Origin of the sequence: Curtobacterium sp. MCBD17_040 (assembly GCF_003234805.2) — a bacterium.
Classification (GTDB): Bacteria; Actinomycetota; Actinomycetes; order Actinomycetales; family Microbacteriaceae; genus Curtobacterium.
The window spans coordinates 719074-734208 of the sequence record NZ_CP126273.1 but is presented as its reverse complement, the minus strand read 5'-3'; the positions used below and the strand labels follow the sequence as shown (position 1 = coordinate 734208).

Annotated in this window: 13 protein-coding genes and 1 tRNA gene; 2 read left to right on the top strand and 12 right to left on the bottom strand. The window is 72.3% G+C overall.

Annotation, left to right across the window (positions count from 1 at the left end):
- From DEI94_RS03510 to budC, 10 genes are all read right to left on the bottom strand, one after another.
- Positions 1 to 1191, bottom strand: a complete 1191-nt coding sequence (locus DEI94_RS03510) for a M20 family metallopeptidase (RefSeq protein ID WP_220038792.1) — start codon at positions 1189 to 1191, stop codon at positions 1 to 3.
- Positions 1188 to 2216 (bottom strand): ketopantoate reductase family protein, encoded by a 1029-nt coding sequence (locus tag DEI94_RS03505; protein ID WP_220037215.1) that lies wholly within the window; start codon positions 2214 to 2216, stop codon positions 1188 to 1190. The genes DEI94_RS03510 and DEI94_RS03505 overlap by 4 nt, the downstream gene beginning before the upstream one ends.
- Positions 2213 to 3046, bottom strand: coding sequence for an SDR family NAD(P)-dependent oxidoreductase (locus tag DEI94_RS03500; protein ID WP_111026469.1), 834 nt, complete (start codon positions 3044 to 3046; stop codon positions 2213 to 2215). Before DEI94_RS03500 ends, DEI94_RS03505 begins: the two co-directional genes overlap by 4 nt.
- The gene (locus tag DEI94_RS03495; RefSeq protein ID WP_220038793.1) at positions 3043 to 4404 is read right to left on the bottom strand and encodes an MFS transporter; all 1362 of its coding nucleotides are present in this window, start codon (positions 4402 to 4404) and stop codon (positions 3043 to 3045) included. Before DEI94_RS03495 ends, DEI94_RS03500 begins: the two co-directional genes overlap by 4 nt.
- Positions 4405 to 4492: 88 nt before the next feature.
- The gene (locus DEI94_RS03490; RefSeq protein ID WP_111026470.1) at positions 4493 to 5407 is read right to left on the bottom strand and encodes a polysaccharide deacetylase family protein; all 915 of its coding nucleotides are present in this window, start codon (positions 5405 to 5407) and stop codon (positions 4493 to 4495) included.
- Between the two features lie 66 nt (positions 5408 to 5473).
- Positions 5474 to 6574 carry an Lrp/AsnC family transcriptional regulator gene (locus tag DEI94_RS03485; RefSeq protein ID WP_111010042.1) on the bottom strand — a complete coding sequence of 367 codons (1101 nt, stop codon included), beginning with the start codon at positions 6572 to 6574 and terminating at the stop codon, positions 5474 to 5476.
- Between the two features lie 354 nt (positions 6575 to 6928).
- A tRNA-Arg gene (locus tag DEI94_RS03480) sits at positions 6929 to 7001 on the bottom strand.
- 162 nt (positions 7002 to 7163) lie between these two features.
- Positions 7164 to 7949 (bottom strand): dienelactone hydrolase family protein, encoded by a 786-nt coding sequence (locus DEI94_RS03475; protein ID WP_111026471.1) that lies wholly within the window; start codon positions 7947 to 7949, stop codon positions 7164 to 7166.
- A 22-nt stretch (positions 7950 to 7971) separates the two neighbouring features.
- Positions 7972 to 9348 (bottom strand): glucose-6-phosphate dehydrogenase, encoded by a 1377-nt coding sequence (locus DEI94_RS03470; RefSeq protein ID WP_111010046.1) that lies wholly within the window; start codon positions 9346 to 9348, stop codon positions 7972 to 7974.
- Between the two features lie 111 nt (positions 9349 to 9459).
- Positions 9460 to 10242 carry a meso-2,3-butanediol dehydrogenase gene (gene budC / locus DEI94_RS03465; protein ID WP_111010048.1) on the bottom strand — a complete coding sequence of 261 codons (783 nt, stop codon included), beginning with the start codon at positions 10240 to 10242 and terminating at the stop codon, positions 9460 to 9462.
- 156 nt (positions 10243 to 10398) lie between these two features.
- On the opposite strand from budC, the gene DEI94_RS03460 reads away from it, so the two are divergent.
- Entirely contained in the window at positions 10399 to 11565 is a 1167-nt protein-coding gene (locus tag DEI94_RS03460) for a Gfo/Idh/MocA family protein (RefSeq protein ID WP_111013849.1), read from the top strand.
- Positions 11562 to 12500, top strand: a complete 939-nt coding sequence (locus DEI94_RS03455; protein WP_111010052.1) for a sugar phosphate isomerase/epimerase family protein — start codon at positions 11562 to 11564, stop codon at positions 12498 to 12500. The genes DEI94_RS03460 and DEI94_RS03455 overlap by 4 nt, the downstream gene beginning before the upstream one ends.
- Here DEI94_RS03455 and DEI94_RS03450 read toward each other — a convergent pair.
- A complete protein-coding gene (locus tag DEI94_RS03450; protein ID WP_258368561.1) occupies positions 12469 to 14226 on the bottom strand; it encodes a 5-oxoprolinase subunit B/C family protein in 1758 nt (585 codons plus the stop codon). The two genes, DEI94_RS03455 and DEI94_RS03450, sit on opposite strands and share 32 nt — an antisense overlap.
- Positions 14223 to 14996, bottom strand: a complete 774-nt coding sequence (locus tag DEI94_RS03445) for a LamB/YcsF family protein (protein WP_111010054.1) — start codon at positions 14994 to 14996, stop codon at positions 14223 to 14225. The genes DEI94_RS03450 and DEI94_RS03445 overlap by 4 nt, the downstream gene beginning before the upstream one ends.
- Between the last annotated feature and the right edge of the window lie 139 nt (positions 14997 to 15135).

The window sequence follows — 15135 nt, the reverse complement described above, 5'->3', positions numbered from 1 at the left end:
TCAGCGGCGCACGTCGGTCCCACTCGCCAGGTCGACGAGGACGCCCGCCGCGAGTGCGGTCCGCTCCACCATGCCCTGCACGCTCGCCCACTCGTGCCGCGCGTGCGCTCCGTCACCGACGGCGCCCAGTCCGTCGAGCACGGCGCGACCGAGCGCAGAGGCGAAGTTCCCGTCACTGGCGCCGCCGACCGCCGTCTCCTCGACCGTCAGCCCCATGCCGCGGGCGACCGACTCAGCACGTGCGAACAGGGCGACGTTGGCCTCGGTGCGCTCCATGACCGGTCGGTTCCACCCACCGTGGACGGTGATCGTCGCCAGTGGGTCCTCCGGGGTGAGCGCCGCGAGCACGCCATCGATCCTGTCCGCCTCCTCGGACGACGAGACGCGGACGTCGAGCGCCGCGGACGCGTGTCCCGCACGGACGTTGGGACGGGTCCCGCCCGCGACGACACCGACGTTGCAGCTCGTCCCGGCCTCGAGGTCCGTCGCGCCGTGGAGCGTCAGCACGACCCGGGCGAGCTCGTCCACCGCGCTCGCCCCGGCGCGGGGGTCGAGTCCCGCGTGCGCCTCGACGCCGGTGATCTCGATGTCGAACAGCCCGACCCCCTTCCGGGCGGTCTTCAGTGCGCCGTGCTCTCCGGCGGACGCCTCGAACACCAGCACGGGCCCGTCGGTGCGCCGGACCGTGTCCTCGATGATGGTGCGGGAGCCCTTGCTGCCGACCTCCTCGTCGCCGTTGAGCAGCAGGCGGATGTTCGGACGCGGGAGTGCGGCGGCGTCCACGGCACGGATCGCCCACGCGAGCTGCACCAGTCCGGCCTTCATGTCGTAGACCCCGGGTCCGGTCATCCGGTCGCCGTCCACGGCGGCAGGACGCGCAGCGATGGTCCCGGCGGCCCACACGGTGTCGTAGTGACAGAGCGCGGTGACCCACACGTCGGAGCCGAGCGGCGCCTCCAGGTCGAGTACCGCGACGTCACCGTGGCCGTCGGTCGGGTGCACGGTGCGAGCAGTGGGAGCGCCGACCGTCTCGCCGAGCCACTGCTCGACCCACGCGAGGCCTTCCGCGAGGAGCGCCGGCGCGTCCGAAGGCGTCTCGATCCCGACGTACGCCAGGACGTCGCCCACCATCGCGTCGCGGTGCCCGGCGACCCAGTCGAGCAGATCGGTGGTCGTCCCGGTGGCGGTCATCGCGCCTCCCCGACCGTCGACGGCGCGAGCGCGGCGATCGCGGCCTCGTCCATCGCACTCTCGCCCTCCTCGAGGCGCACGATCGCGGTGATGAGCGCCTCGATCGCGGGCAGCGCGACGCCCTGCGCGGCACCCATCTCGACGACCGGGCGGTAGTGCGCCGGCACCTCGGTCCGCCGGTGCCGAACGGCGATGTCCCGCCAGATGCCGGACCGCGTCTTCGACTGCGTGGCGAGCCAGGCGACGAGGTCGTCGAGGGCACGCTCGGTGGTCGCCGGATCGGCACCGGAACGGAACGCCTGCGGGTCGAACGCGTCGAACGGCTCGAGTGCGATCCCCCGGCCGTCCGCGACGTCGAACACCTCGCGCGCCAGCGTGGTCATGACGGCGCGGTTGCGGTCGATGAGGTCGCTCATGTCGTCGTCCGCGAGCGCGGTGGCCGTGAGCATCGCGCCGAAGCCGAGCTTCGACCAGAGGAAGCCCTCGACGTTGGCGGACACGACCGGGCTCCCCCAGTGCGCCAGATCGGCGGCCAGGTCGCGCACGCGGTCACTCGTCCCGCCGGCGAACTCGCCGAGGGCCATGCCCCCGTGGCCGCCGTCCTTGACGACCCCCGGCTCCATCACGTCTGCGAAGAGGTCGACGAAGGCGATGACGGTCCGGTCGACACCGACGTGTCCGGCGATGGTGGCCTCGTTGAGTCCGTTCTGGAGCGACGCCACGAACCCGTCGGAGCGGAGCCGCGGTGCGATCCAGGCGGCAGCCGCATCGGTGGCGAGCGCCTTGACGGCGAGCAGGACCCGGCCGAGCTCGTCGGGCGCGTCCTCGAGCGTGTACGCGGGCACGTGCGCGGTCGTCGCCCCGTCGGGCGTGAGCAGGGTGAGCCCGCGCTCACGGATCGCTGCCACGTGGGCGGGATCGGCGTCGACGAGCTGGACCGGGACGCCCGCGGCGTCGAGGTGCACGGCGAGGGTGCCCCCGATCGCGCCGGCGCCGACGATCGTGGTGGTGCGGTCGGTGGTCATGCGGATGTCTCCTCTCGGATGGGCTGGTCGTCCGTGTCGGCACGCGCGTCGACCGGGTCCCAACTCAGGGGCAGTGCGTGGGCTCCGGTCGACGATCCGCCGTCGACCCGGAGGATCGAGCCGGTCACCCACTCGGCCGCCGTGTCGTCGGCCAGCCAGACCACGGCGTTCGCGATGTCGGTCGGGCGGCCTCGACGACCGAGCGGGTTGGCGGACACCGCTGCGGCGTACTCGTCGGTGACACGGTTGACGTCGCTGTCGACGTCGACGAACCCGGGTGCGACCGCGTTGACGCGGATGCCGGCGGCGCCGAGCTCGAGTGCGGAGGCACGGGTCACCATCTCCAGCGCGGCCTTCGACGTGCTGTACGGGGCCGCGCCGGGACGCGCACGCAGCGCCGAACCGGACGAGATGTTCACGACGCACGGCCGCGTCCCCGCCGTCTCGGCCCGCCGCGCGAGCGCGACGGTGGCGAGGAGCGGGGCGCGGACGTTGACCGCGTGGACCGCGTCCCACGTGGCCGCGTCGAGCTGGAGGAACGGGGTCGCCGGGTAGACGCCCGCCGCGTTGACGAGCACGTCGACGACCGCCCGGTCCCATGCCCTGTCGACGACCGCGGCGGGCGCGTCGGGTTCGCGGAGGTCCGCGGTGATGGTGACCACCGCCTCCCCACCGAGTGCGGCGACCGACGCGACCGACGCGGACGCCGCGTCGAGTGGCTCGGCGCGGAGGTCGACCATGGTCACGAGCGCGCCGTCGGTCGCGAACCGGGTCGCGACCGCGAGACCGATGCCGCTCGCGGCGCCGGTCACGAGCACGTGCCGCGTCACTTGAGGACCTTGCCCTTGGTCTCGGGCATGGTCAGGTAGACGACCAGTCCGATCGCCGCGGCGATCGCGCAGTAGACCCAGACGACGTGACCGAGACCCGCGCCGCTCATCCAGGTCGTGATGTACGGCGCCGTTCCGCCGAAGATCGCCACGGCCAACGCGTACGGCAGGCCGATCCCGGTGGCTCGCACCTCGGGCGGGAACTGCTCCGCCATGATCACGGCGCAGTTCGCCGAGTAGCCGAGCAACAGCACGATCCCGATCACCTCGACGAGGACGAGCATCCAGAACGATCCGTTCAGCATCGTGAACGCCGGCCAGGCGAACACGAGGAACCCGCCGGCGAAGATCGACATCGTCGGCTTCCGTCCGATCTTGTCGGACAGGAGACCCGCGAACGGCAGGAGCACCAGGAACACGACCATCGCGATCACGTTGGCCAGGAGCGCCTCGTTGAGCGGCAGGCCCGTCGTTACGGCGGCGTAGGTGGGCATGTACGAGACCCACATGTAGTACAGGAGCGTGCCCGCGATCGTGACGCCGAACACCCGTGCCGTGGCACCGGGGTGGTCGCGGAACATCGCGACGATCGGGTTGCGGCGCCGGACGTCCCCGACCTCGTCGTCGCGGCGCTGGGTGGTGAACGAGTCGGTCTCCTCGACGCTGGTGCGCAGCCAGATCCCGACGAGCCCGATCGCGGCGCAGAACACGAAGGCGGCGCGCCAACCCCAGGCGCCGAGGGCGCTCGCCGAGAACGTCGAGGTGATGATCGCGCCGATGCCGGATGCGACGAGCACCCCCGCCCCGACGGAGACCTGCTGCCACGAGCCCGCGAACGCCCGGCGGCGCGGTGCCGCGGACTCGACCAGGAACGCCGAGGAGGAGCCGAACTCGCCACCGGCCGAGAACCCCTGGACGAGCCGGGCCAGCAGCAGCACGATCGGCGCGCCGATCCCGATCACCGAGTAGCTCGGCGTGACGCCGATCACCAGGGACGCGGCCGCCATCAACCCGATGGTGAGCATGAGGCCCTTCTTGCGCCCGTGGCGGTCCGCGAAGGCCCCGAGCACCGCCGCACCCACCGGGCGCATCACGAACCCGACCGCGAACACCGCGAGCGTCGCCAGGAGCGCGGCGGCGTCGTCACCGGACGGGAAGAAGTGGTGCGAGAAGACGGACGAGAACGTCGTGTAGACGGACCAGTCGATCCACTCGACGACGTTGCCGATGCCGCCGGCGAGGATCGCCTTGCGGCCACGGCGGGACAGCTTCGTGTCACTCGTCGCGACGGGCGGGGGTGTGCTGGTCGCCGTCGGTGCGTTGGGCAGTGCAGCTGCGGGGGTTGCGTCCTGGGTCACGATGACCCCTTCTGGTCGGTGGAACGGGACGGGGTGGATGGGCGGGTGGAGCGGTACGCGGTCGGCGGACGGGGTGCTCGCCGGCGACTCAGTCGGCCAGGCCGGGCGCCACGTGCGCGGCGAGGTCGGCGTGTGTGGCGAACCAGACGTCGTCGTGCGTGCGGATGTGGGCGAGCAGCTCGTCGAGCACGAGCAGCCGCGACCGGTGCCCGATGAAGTGGGGGTGCATGGTCAGCTGGAACACACCACCGGCCGCGTACGCGGCGTCGAACTCGTCACGCCAGATCCGGCCCACCTCGCGCGGCGGCGTGTACGGCCGGAGGGACTGGAACCGCTCCATCATCAGGTACGGCGCGTCGTCACGGATCCAGTCCACCGGGATCTCCACGATGCCGGTGCGCTCACCGTCCTGCAGGATCTCGTAGGGGTCGTCGTCCGCCATCAGGGACGAGTCGTACGTGAACCCCAGCTCGCGGACGACGTCGAGCGTCGAGTCCGAGAAGTCCCAGGACGGCGTTCGGATGCCGGTCGGGCGCACACCCGTCTGCGACTCGAGCACCTCCATCGCACGCCCGAGCAGATCGAGCTCGTCGTCGTGCGCCAGCAGCGTGTTCCGCTCGTGGATCCAGCCGTGCACCGCTACCTCGTGGCCGTGCTCGACGTACGTCGGGGCCTCGTCCGGACGCAGCAGCGCGCAGACCGCCGGCATGTAGAACGACGAGGGCGCCTCGTACCGGTCGAGCAGTTCGAGGATGCGTGGCACTGCCGCACGGGCCCCGTACTCCCCCTGGGCCATGCGCCCGGGTGACGTCTCGCCGTCGCGGAGTGCCGGGGTCTCGTGATCCGAATCGAACGAGATCGCCACCGCGACGCGTGCCTCGTCCGGCCAGCGACCGGGGCCCGCTGCGGGCAGGAGGCTGCGGCCGGCCCGCACCCGCTCCACGTGGCCGCGCCAGACCTCCTCGGGCCAGCGCCAGGGCTCCTGCTGCTCGATCTCGCTCATGGGGTCACTCCTCGTCGGGTGGGTTGGTCGGAGCGGCGACCCCGGTCGGGGCCGCCGCGGTGCCGGTCATGTCAGCACGGGGGCCTGCGCGTCGTCGGCGTCGACGAACCGGCCGTCCTCGATGCGGCGCCACATGCGCTTCCTGGTGGTCAGTTGCACGGTGACGTCGACCTCGCGGACACCCGGCAGCGCTCCGAGCACGTCCGTGGCGAAGGTGTAGACCGCGGCGAAGTCCCGGAGGAACGCTTGGCCGATGAGGTTGTACCGTCCGAGGGTCGCGGCCGCGTAGTGCACGGCGGGGTGCTGGGCGAGCTGTCGTGCGGCCGCACCGAGCAGGTCCGGCGCCACCGAGATCCAGACCATGAGCTCGGTGCCCAGGCCGAGCAGCGCCGGCGCGACCAGTGGTCCGACGCGGACCCGCCCGGAGGCGATGAGCTGCTCGAGCGCGCGACGCGTGGCGGTCTCGGTTCGATCGAGGTGCCGCGCGAGGTCGTTCAGCGGCGTCCGCCCATCACGGACGAGAGCGCCGACCATCGCGCGCTCGAGCGGCGTCGCGGCGACCTCGGTGGGCAGCACCCCGTCATCGGCGCCGAGGTCCGGAGCAGGCGCGTTGGCCGTCGCGCTCAGGGGCATCGGGAGGGACTTCCCCGGGAACACCGTGAAGGGTGCCGTGAACGTGCGGAGCACGGGCAACGCCTCGGTCTCGACATCACCGTCCGGCGCGATGTCGGCGAGCAGGGGTCCGATGTCCGCGATCCGCTCGACCACGAGCTCGGCGACGCAGTCCGCAGTGCCGGTCAGCGTGGCGAGGAACCGGACCTCGGGGCGGCTCTGCAGTCGTGCGACGAGATCGGTCGTCCGGCTCGCGCCACAGCGCATCCGGACCATCGCCGACACCCCGAACCCGGCTGCGAGCACGTCGGTCGCGGCGATGATCCGGACGAAGCCCAGCACGTTCAAGCGACCGACCCGCCGCTGTGCTGTCGATGCCGAGCATCCGGATGCCTCGCCCAGGGCGGCCCAGGAAGCGCGACCGTCCGCAGCGAGCGCTGTCAGGAGCGCGAGGTCGATCGGATCGGGCGTCCCAGCGTTGCCGTCGGCCGGAGTGCCATCGACGTCCCCCGCGGCCGGTGGCCGAACGGACCCGCGATCACTCGAACTCGTCATATGGCGACGGTAATCCGTCACAGAAGCGGCGTCCAGTGCTGAAATCGGTCACGGCAAGGCTGTAACACAGAGTTTTCCCGCGCAGTCGCGGACCGATGCGCGCGGATACCGCCGATCAGCGAGGCCGGCGTCCAGCGGGCGGCCTCCTCGCGTGGCCCTCCCGGCTTCGGTCGAGGTCCGCTGCGCACGGACTGCGGACAGCAGCCGCTCTCGAGCAGCGCGGGCGCGGCGGCCGCTGGGCGTCGCCACCAGGACGTCCGACGCGACGTCGCTCCGGTTCCGAGATCACCGGGACAACGAAGAACGCCCCGGCGATGCCGGGGCGTTCTCGTTCACTGCTGTCTCAACACAGTGTGCGCTCGAAGGGACTCGAACCCCCAACCTTCTGATCCGTAGTCAGATGCTCTATCCATTGAGCTACGAGCGCAGTGGCCGAACGGCCGTGGAAGACTCTACCAGGCTCGGGACCCGGCGCGCCAATCGGGGCACGGGACCCGGGGCACGGGACCCGGCGCGCCGATCGAGGCGCGAACGGGTGGTGCCAGCGCGGCGCCGGACGGGAGGCACGGTGCACCTCCCGCCCGGACGGTCAGGCCGCGAGCTGCTCCGGACCGAACACCTCGGTCAGGAAGTCCTCGAGCGCACGCCAGGAGCGGCGGTCGGCGAGCGCCTGGTACTGCGCGCCGTGGTCGGGCGCGTCCGTACCGGGGACGGCGAACGCGTGCATCGCGTTCGCGTACGACACGAGCTGCCAGTCGACGTGCGGCGCCGAGCGCATCTCGTCCTCCCACGCGTGGACCTTGTCGTCCCCGACCATCGGATCGGCAGCACCGGTCAGCACCAGGAGCTTCGCCCGGATGTCGCCGGCGTCGGACGGATCGTGGGTGATCAGACCGCCGTGGAACGACACCGCCCCCACGAGGTCCGCACCGGTCCGGGCGAGTTCCAGGGCCGTGGAGCCGCCGAAGCAGTACCCCATGACCACCACGCGCGAGGGGTCGACCTGCGGGTCCTCGAGCAGGCGGTCGAGTCCGGCACGAGCACGGGCACGCAGGAGCCCGAGGTCCTGGTAGAAGCTGCCGGCGACCTCTCCGGCCTCTGCTCCGGTCGGGCGCACGCCCTTGCCGTAGATGTCGGCCGCGAACGCGACGTAGCCCAAGCGGGCCAGCATCGTGACGCGGGCCTCGACGTGTTCGTTCACGCCGTGCCAGTCGTGGACGACGAGCACGGCGGGACGCTGACCGGTGAGGTTCGCGTCCGTCGCGGCGATGCCCTCGAGCGGCGTGCCGTCGTGGTCGTAGTCGACGATGCCGGTGCGGACATCGGCCCCGGCGGGCTCGGGAACGGTGTTCAGGATGTCTTGGATGGTTGCCACGCGTCCGACCGTACGCCCGGGATCAGTGGAGCAGGTTGTCCCAGTTCGACGGACCGTGCGAACCGGCCGGGTACTCGTCGATCGGGCTCTCGCCGTTGCGCCAGGCGTCGATGACCGGCTGGACGATGCGCCAGCACTGCACCGCGCTGTCACCGCGCACCGAGAGCGTGGCGTCGCCCTCGAGCACACCGGCGAGGACCTCGCCGTACGCCGTGAGTCGGCCCGGGTTGAACTTCGTCTCGAGCTTGGCGCGGTCGACGACGTACGGGTCGCCGGGACCGTTGACGTTGAGTTCGAGGCTCATCTCGTCGGGGGCGATCCAGATGCGGAGCCGGTCCTGCTCGTGCTCGCCGCCGACGCCGTCCGGCACGTGCGGCGAGGGGCGGAAGTTGATGACGATCTCGCGCCGCGGTTCACCCAGGGCCTTGCCGGAGCGGAGGGTGAACGGAACGCCCGCCCACCGCCAGTTCGCGACCTCGACGGTCATCTGCGCCAGGGTCTCGGTCTGGTTCGCCGGGTCGACACCGTCCTCGTCGACGTACGACGGCAGCTGGCGGTCTCCGACGGTACCGGCGGTGTACCGGGCGCGCTTGCCAGCGGTCGCCGGGTCGTCACCCCACGGCTTGACGGCGCGGAAGACGAGCTGCTTCTGCGTGCGGAGGTCGTCGGCGTCGAGCGTGGCGGGGGCCTCCATCGCGACGACCGCGAGCACCTGCAGCAGGTGGCTCTGGATCATGTCCGTGAGCGCGCCGGCGTGGTCGTAGTACCGCGCGCGGTTCTCGAGGCCCAGGGTCTCGTCGTAGATGATGTCGACGCTCTCGACGTGGGTGGACGACAGCAGGGGCTCGATGATCCGGTTCGAGAACCGCAGGCCCAGGAGGTTGAGCACCGTCGAGCGGCCGAGGAAGTGGTCGACGCGGTGGATGCGCTCCTCGGGGATGAACGAGTGGAGGAGCTCGTTGAGCTTCTCGGCGCTCGCGGCGTCGGTGCCGAACGGCTTCTCCATCGCGAGCCGCACACCATCGGGCAGGTCCATGCCCTTGAGCTGTTCGCACGCCTGTTCGGTGATCGCCGGCGGCAGGGCGAAGTAGATCGCCGGCGCGTGCGAGCACTGTGTCAGGAGCTCGCCGAGGTCGTCCGCGCTCGTGACGTCCGTCTTCCGGTAGTGGCTGGCCGCGATGATCTGCTCGAAGCGGTCGCCGGAGCACTCGGCGCTCGAGAAGGACTCGCGGACGCGCTGCTTCCAGTCCTCGTCCGAGAGCTCGTCGACGCCCGCGCCGATGAGCTCGATGTCCCAGTCCTGCTTGACGTCGAGGAGTGTGGCGAGGCCGGGCAGCAGGAGCCGCTTCGTCAGGTCGCCGCTGGCACCGAGGATGAGGAGGGTGGTCTGGATCGCCATGGCTCCGAACGTACCGACGCACCGCTGATCCGGTTCCGACCGCCGGCCGAACTGTGGAACCTCGAACGGGCCTCCCGGCTGTCGAGGACCGGGCGCGGTCGCGACCGGGGGTCAGCCGACGACGTGCGCCTGACCCGTCGACGCCGTGGTGCCTCCGTCGACCGGCAACGTGACGCCCGTGATGTAGCGGGCGTCGTCGCTGGCGAGGAAGAGGAACGCCGGCGCGACGTCCTCGGGTTCGCCGATGCGTCCGAGCGCGGTCCGCTGGGCGTGTGGAGCGACCACGTCCGGGTCGGCGAAGTGCTCCGCGTTCGCCGCCGTACGGGTGAGGGCCGGCGCCACCGCGTTGACGCGGATGCCGCGCGCCCCGAGGTCGAGCGCCAGCGACTGCATGAGCGTCGTCATGGCGCCCTTCGTGGCGTTGTAGACGGCCTGGCGCCAGTCCCCCCGGAGTCCCGAGGCGCTCGTCGTGAACAGGATGACGCCCCGCGCCCGCTCGAGGTGCGGGAGCGCTTCCTGCACGAGGTGCACGGTGCCGTCGAGGTTCGTCGCGACCATGGCGCGGTAGTCGCCCTCACCGAGTTCGTCGATCTCGCCCGCCGTGTAGGCGGCCGCGTTGCTGACCACGACGTCGATGCGACCGAAGCGATCGGCGGCGATCGCGACGAGGTCGGCCACGCTCTCGCGGTCGGTCACGTCGGTGGGCACCGCGATGACGTGCTCGGCCGGCGCGCCCTCGGCGGTCTCGGCGAGTGCGTCCTCGCGCCGTCCGGCGAGGACCACGTTGCAGCCCTGACCGATGAACGCGCGCGCGATCGCCTGCCCGATCCCGGAGCCCGCACCCGTCACGATCACGGTCCGACCCTGCAGCTGGTAGTCCCCGGACACCGTCATCGTTCCTCCACACTCGTCCGCCGAGAACGACCGTCCACCGCACGGAGCGGCCAGCGGCACCTGTTGGGGCCCGACGTTACGCTCGGCGGCGAGTCCTTGAACGTGGCCGTGCGTCACCAATACGCTCACTCCGGAACCGAGGAACGCAGAGCATCCATGAACACACCCCCGCTGCGCGTCGCCGTCATCGGCACGGGCATGATCGCGACCGTCCACGTACGATCGGCGCGCGCCGCCGGTGCCGTGGTCACCGGGGTCCTCGGACGCACTCCCGAACGCTCGGCACAGGTCGCCGAGCACCTCGGGCTCCCGCGCGGCTACGCCGACCTCGACGAGCTCCTCGCCGACGCACCCGACGTCGTGCACGTGTGCACCCCGAACGACCAGCACCACCCGCAGACGATGGCGATCATCGCGGCGGGGATCCACGTGGTGTGCGAGAAACCCCTGGCGGTCGACGCCGCACAGGCCGACGAGCTCACGGCCGCCGCCGAGCGTGCCGGTGTCGTCGCGACCGTCCCGTTCGTCTACCGCTTCCACCCGATCGTGCGCGAGATCCGGTCGCGGATCGCCGGCGGCGATCTCGGACGCGTGCTCGCGATCCACGGCTCGTACCTGCAGGACTGGATGCTCGATGAGGGCTCGTCGAGCTGGCGGGTCGACGCCGGAGCGGGCGGTGTGTCGCGCGCCTTCGCCGACATCGGGTCGCACTGGTGTGACCTCGTCGAGTTCGTCACCGGCGAGCGATTCGCGACCGTGACGGCCACGGCCGACATCGTCTACCCCACGCGCCCGGCGTCGTCGGGGCCGTCCTTCTCCGGCGCCCCCTACCCCGATCCGGTGCCGGGAGGCGCGGTGCCCGTCGCGCAGGCCCCCGTCACCACCGAGGACACCGCGGTGGCCACCTTCCGCACGACCCACGGCCGGATCGGGAACGTCGTCGTGTCGCAGGTCGCGGCCGGACGCAAGAACCGCCTGTGGTTCGAGGTCGACGGCACCCGCTCGAGCGCCGCGTTCGACCAGGAGCAACCGGAGTCCGCCTGGTTCGGCACCGAGACCGGCGCCACGATCCTCGTGCGCGACCCCTCGCAGGGGTCGCCCGACCAGCGGCGGTTGGCCGTCGTGCCATCGGGTCACCCGCAGGGGTACCTCGACGCCTTCACGGCGTTCGTCGGCGACACCTACGCCGCCGTCCGTGCCTCACGGGACGGCGGCGTGTGGCCGGAGGGCCTGCCCACGTTCGCGGACGGCGCGCGCGCCGCCCACGTCATCGACGCCGTCGTCGCCAGTGCCGGTGACGGAGCCTGGAAGGACATCGCATGAAGCTCGGGATGCTCACGGCCTGCCTGCCAGGATGGGACCTCGGCCGGATCGCGGAGTTCGCGGCCGCTCAGGGGTACGAGCGACTCGAGGTCGCCGTGTGGCCGAACGTCGGCGGCCGCGACTTCGAGGCCTCGCACCTGCCCGTCGCGACCTTCACCGACGAGGACGCCAGCGCCACCGAGGACCTGATGGCGCGCACGGGACTCGAGATCAGCGCGCTCGCCTACTACGAGAACAACCTGCACCAGGACCCCGAGCGTCGTGACGCGGTCCGGACGCACCTCAAGCACGCGATCGATGCAGCGCAGCGGCTCGGCGTCCCCTACGTGGGCACGTTCATCGGCCGGGACAACAGCAAGAGCGTGCGCGAGAACATGGCAGAGGGCGACCGCGTGCTGCCCGAGCTCGTGGACTACGCGGGCGAGCGCGACGTCAAGCTCATCATCGAGAACTGCGTCATGGAGGGCTGGCACCCGGACGGCTACCCGGGGAACATCGCCTACAGCCCGGAGCTGTGGGAGTGGGTGACGGGCCTCGGGTTCGGCCTGAACTGGGACCCGTCGCACCTGACGTGGATCGGCATCGACCCGGTCGAGACGATCCTGCCGTTCGCGGAGCACATCGTGCACGCGCAGGCGAAGGACGTCGAACTGTTCCCGGCGCGGCGCGACCGCTACGGCTTCTTCGGGCTCGTCGACAAGGGCGACGACCCGTGGGACATGGGGTGGTGGCGCTTCCGCGTGCCCGGTCGTGGCGTGGTCGACTGGTCGCACGTCGTGGACCGCCTGTACGAGGCCGGGTTCACGGGCACGCTGTCGGTCGAGCACGAAGACCCGCTGTGGAGTGGCCCGGACGACAAGGTGCTCGAGGGGCTCCGGATCGCGCACCGGACGTTACGTCCGCTCATCGCCGAAGAGCACTCGCCGTCGGTGTGAACCGGATCGCGCCGCCGACCGGTACCTGCGCGACGAGCCCGAGGTCCTCGGGCACGACGACGCCGACCACGGGGTAGCCGCCCGTGACGGGGTGGTCGGCGAGGAACACGACCGGTCGACCCTCGGGTGGCACCTGGATCGCCCCGGGTACCGCCGCCTCGCTCGGCAGCTCGCCGCCCACGCTCCGCGCGAGTGCGTGCGTGCCCGCGTCGAGCCGCACCCCGACACGGTTCGAGCGTGGCGTCACCCGCCAGACGACCGCGTGCAGGGCGTCGGCACCCCCGTCGATCCAGTCGTCGCGGGGTCCGGGCACGAACCGGACGTCGACCACGTCCTCGACGGTCGGGAGGACCGGGCCCGGTTCCGCCGCGTCGGCCACCGCCGCCGCCGTGTCCGACCCGATGGGCAGGACGTCGCCGGCCCGGAGCGGTGCCGGCCCGAGACCGGACAGCACGTCGGTCGCGCGTGATCCGAGCACGGGCGGCAGGTCGAGTCCACCGAGGACGGCGAGGGTCGCGACGGCCCCGGTCGTCGGCGCACCGAGCACCAGGACCTCACGGTCGTGCAGCGCGAACGGACGGTCGGGCTCGATCGGCACCGCCCGGCGCGCGGGCTCGTCGTCGCCCGGGAGCAGCACCGATCGCTCGTCGAGCGTCCCTTCCGCCGCGGGCAGGACCTCGATCGCGCCGACGCCGCCCGTGACCGCCAGGACGAGCTCGCCACGAGCCCGCACGGTGAGCCCTCCCCCGACGTGCTCGACCGCCGCGGCGCCCGCCGCGTTCCCGACGAGACGGTTCGCGCGACGGTGGGCGACGCGATCGAGCGCACCGGAGCGGGTGACGCCGAGGGCCGCGCGGCCCGGTCTGCCGAGGTCCTGCACGGTGCTGAGCAGCCCGGGCGACAGGACCTCGAGGCCTCGCCTGGGAGCGGTCGGACGTGACGGCTCCGTCGGAGCGGGTCGGGCCTCCCGACCGACGGCGGTCGGGCGTGCGGCCGGGGACACTGCGGCGGATGACGCAGCCGCGGATGACGCCGCGTGGACCGCGCGGAACCGGACGCGCATGCCGGGACGGAGCAGGGCCTCCGCCCCGATCCGATGGGGGTCCCACATCACCAGGTCGGTGTGCCCGAGCAGATGCCAGCCGCCGGGGCTCGGCCGCGGGTAGATGCCGCTGTGGCCGCCCGCGATCGCGACGGAACCGGCGGGGATCGCCGTGCGCGGACTGCTGCGCCGCGGCAGGTCGAGGACCGTGTCGCCTCCGACCAGGTAGGCGAACCCCGGCGCGAACCCGGTGAACGCGACCGAGTACTCCGGCGCGGTGTGCCGGCGGACGACCTCGTCCACGCTGAGGCCGGTGCGGTCGGCGACGTGGTCGAGGTCCTCGCCGTCGTAGACCACTGGCACCTCGACGAGACCGTCGGCGGCGGGCGGCGGCGCGTCGAGCGGTACGCCGCGCAGCGCGGCGGCGATCGCGTCGGCGGTCGTGGCGCCCGGTGCGAAGCGGACGGCGACGGTCCGCGCGGCGGGCACCAGTTCGGTCACCCCGGGCAGGTCGAGCGTCCGGAGCGCGGCGTGCAGGGCGAGCGCGGCGGCCGTGTCGGGGACCTCGACGAGCACGCCGTCGACGCCGAGGCGCAGCACCCGGGGCGCCCGGACGCCGGAGTCGGTCACGTACCCGGACCCGCTCTCGCCCTCCGGGCCGGTCACGTCGCCGGTCGCCGTCACGCCGCTCGGACCGCCGCGAACGGCGCCAGGACCACGCCCGCTGATCCGAGTGCGGACCGGACGGCGAGCGCCGCGGCGACCGCGCCGGGCGAGTCCCCGTGCAGGCAGATCGACGCGGCGTCGATCGGCACGCTGGTCCCGTCGACCGCGGTGACCGCCCCGCTGGTGACCATCGCGACGACGCGCTGGGCGATCTCGGTCGGATCGTGGAGCACGGCGCCCGGAAGGCGTCGGGACACGAGGGACCCGTCGGCGGCGTACGCACGGTCCGCGAACGCCTCGGCGACGACGGGCAGCCCGGCGTCGCGAGCGAGGTCGAGGAACGCGGACCCGGCGAGACCGACGACCGGGAGGCCCGGGTCGACCGCCAGGACCGCTTGCACGACCGCCTCGGCGTGCGGTCCGCCCTCCGCGATGGTGTTGTAGAGGGCGCCGTGCGGCTTGACGTATCGGACGGTCGTCCCGGCTGCCCGGGCGAGGGCGGCCAGCGCGCCGATCTGGTAGATCACGTCCGCTGCGAGTTCGTGCAGGGAGGCGTCCACGTACCGCCGTCCGAACCCGGCGAGGTCCCGGTATGCGACGTGCGCCCCGACCGACACCTGCCGTTCCGCGGCCTGCTCGAGCACGGACCGGAGCGACAACGGGTCGCCCGCGTGGAATCCGCACGCCACGTTCGCGCTCGTGACGACATCGAGCATCGCGGCGTCGTCCCCGAGGGTCCACCGGCCGAAGCCCTCGCCGAGGTCTGCGTTGAGATCGATCGTGGTCATGCTGCCCGTTCCTCCACATCCGGTCCGCTCCCCCGATCCTCCACCACGGGCGACGGGCTGGGAACCCGGCCCCGTGGAGGGAGCACGCTGGATACACGAGGACGGCCCCGTCCCACCACCCGAGTCCCAGGCACCCGAT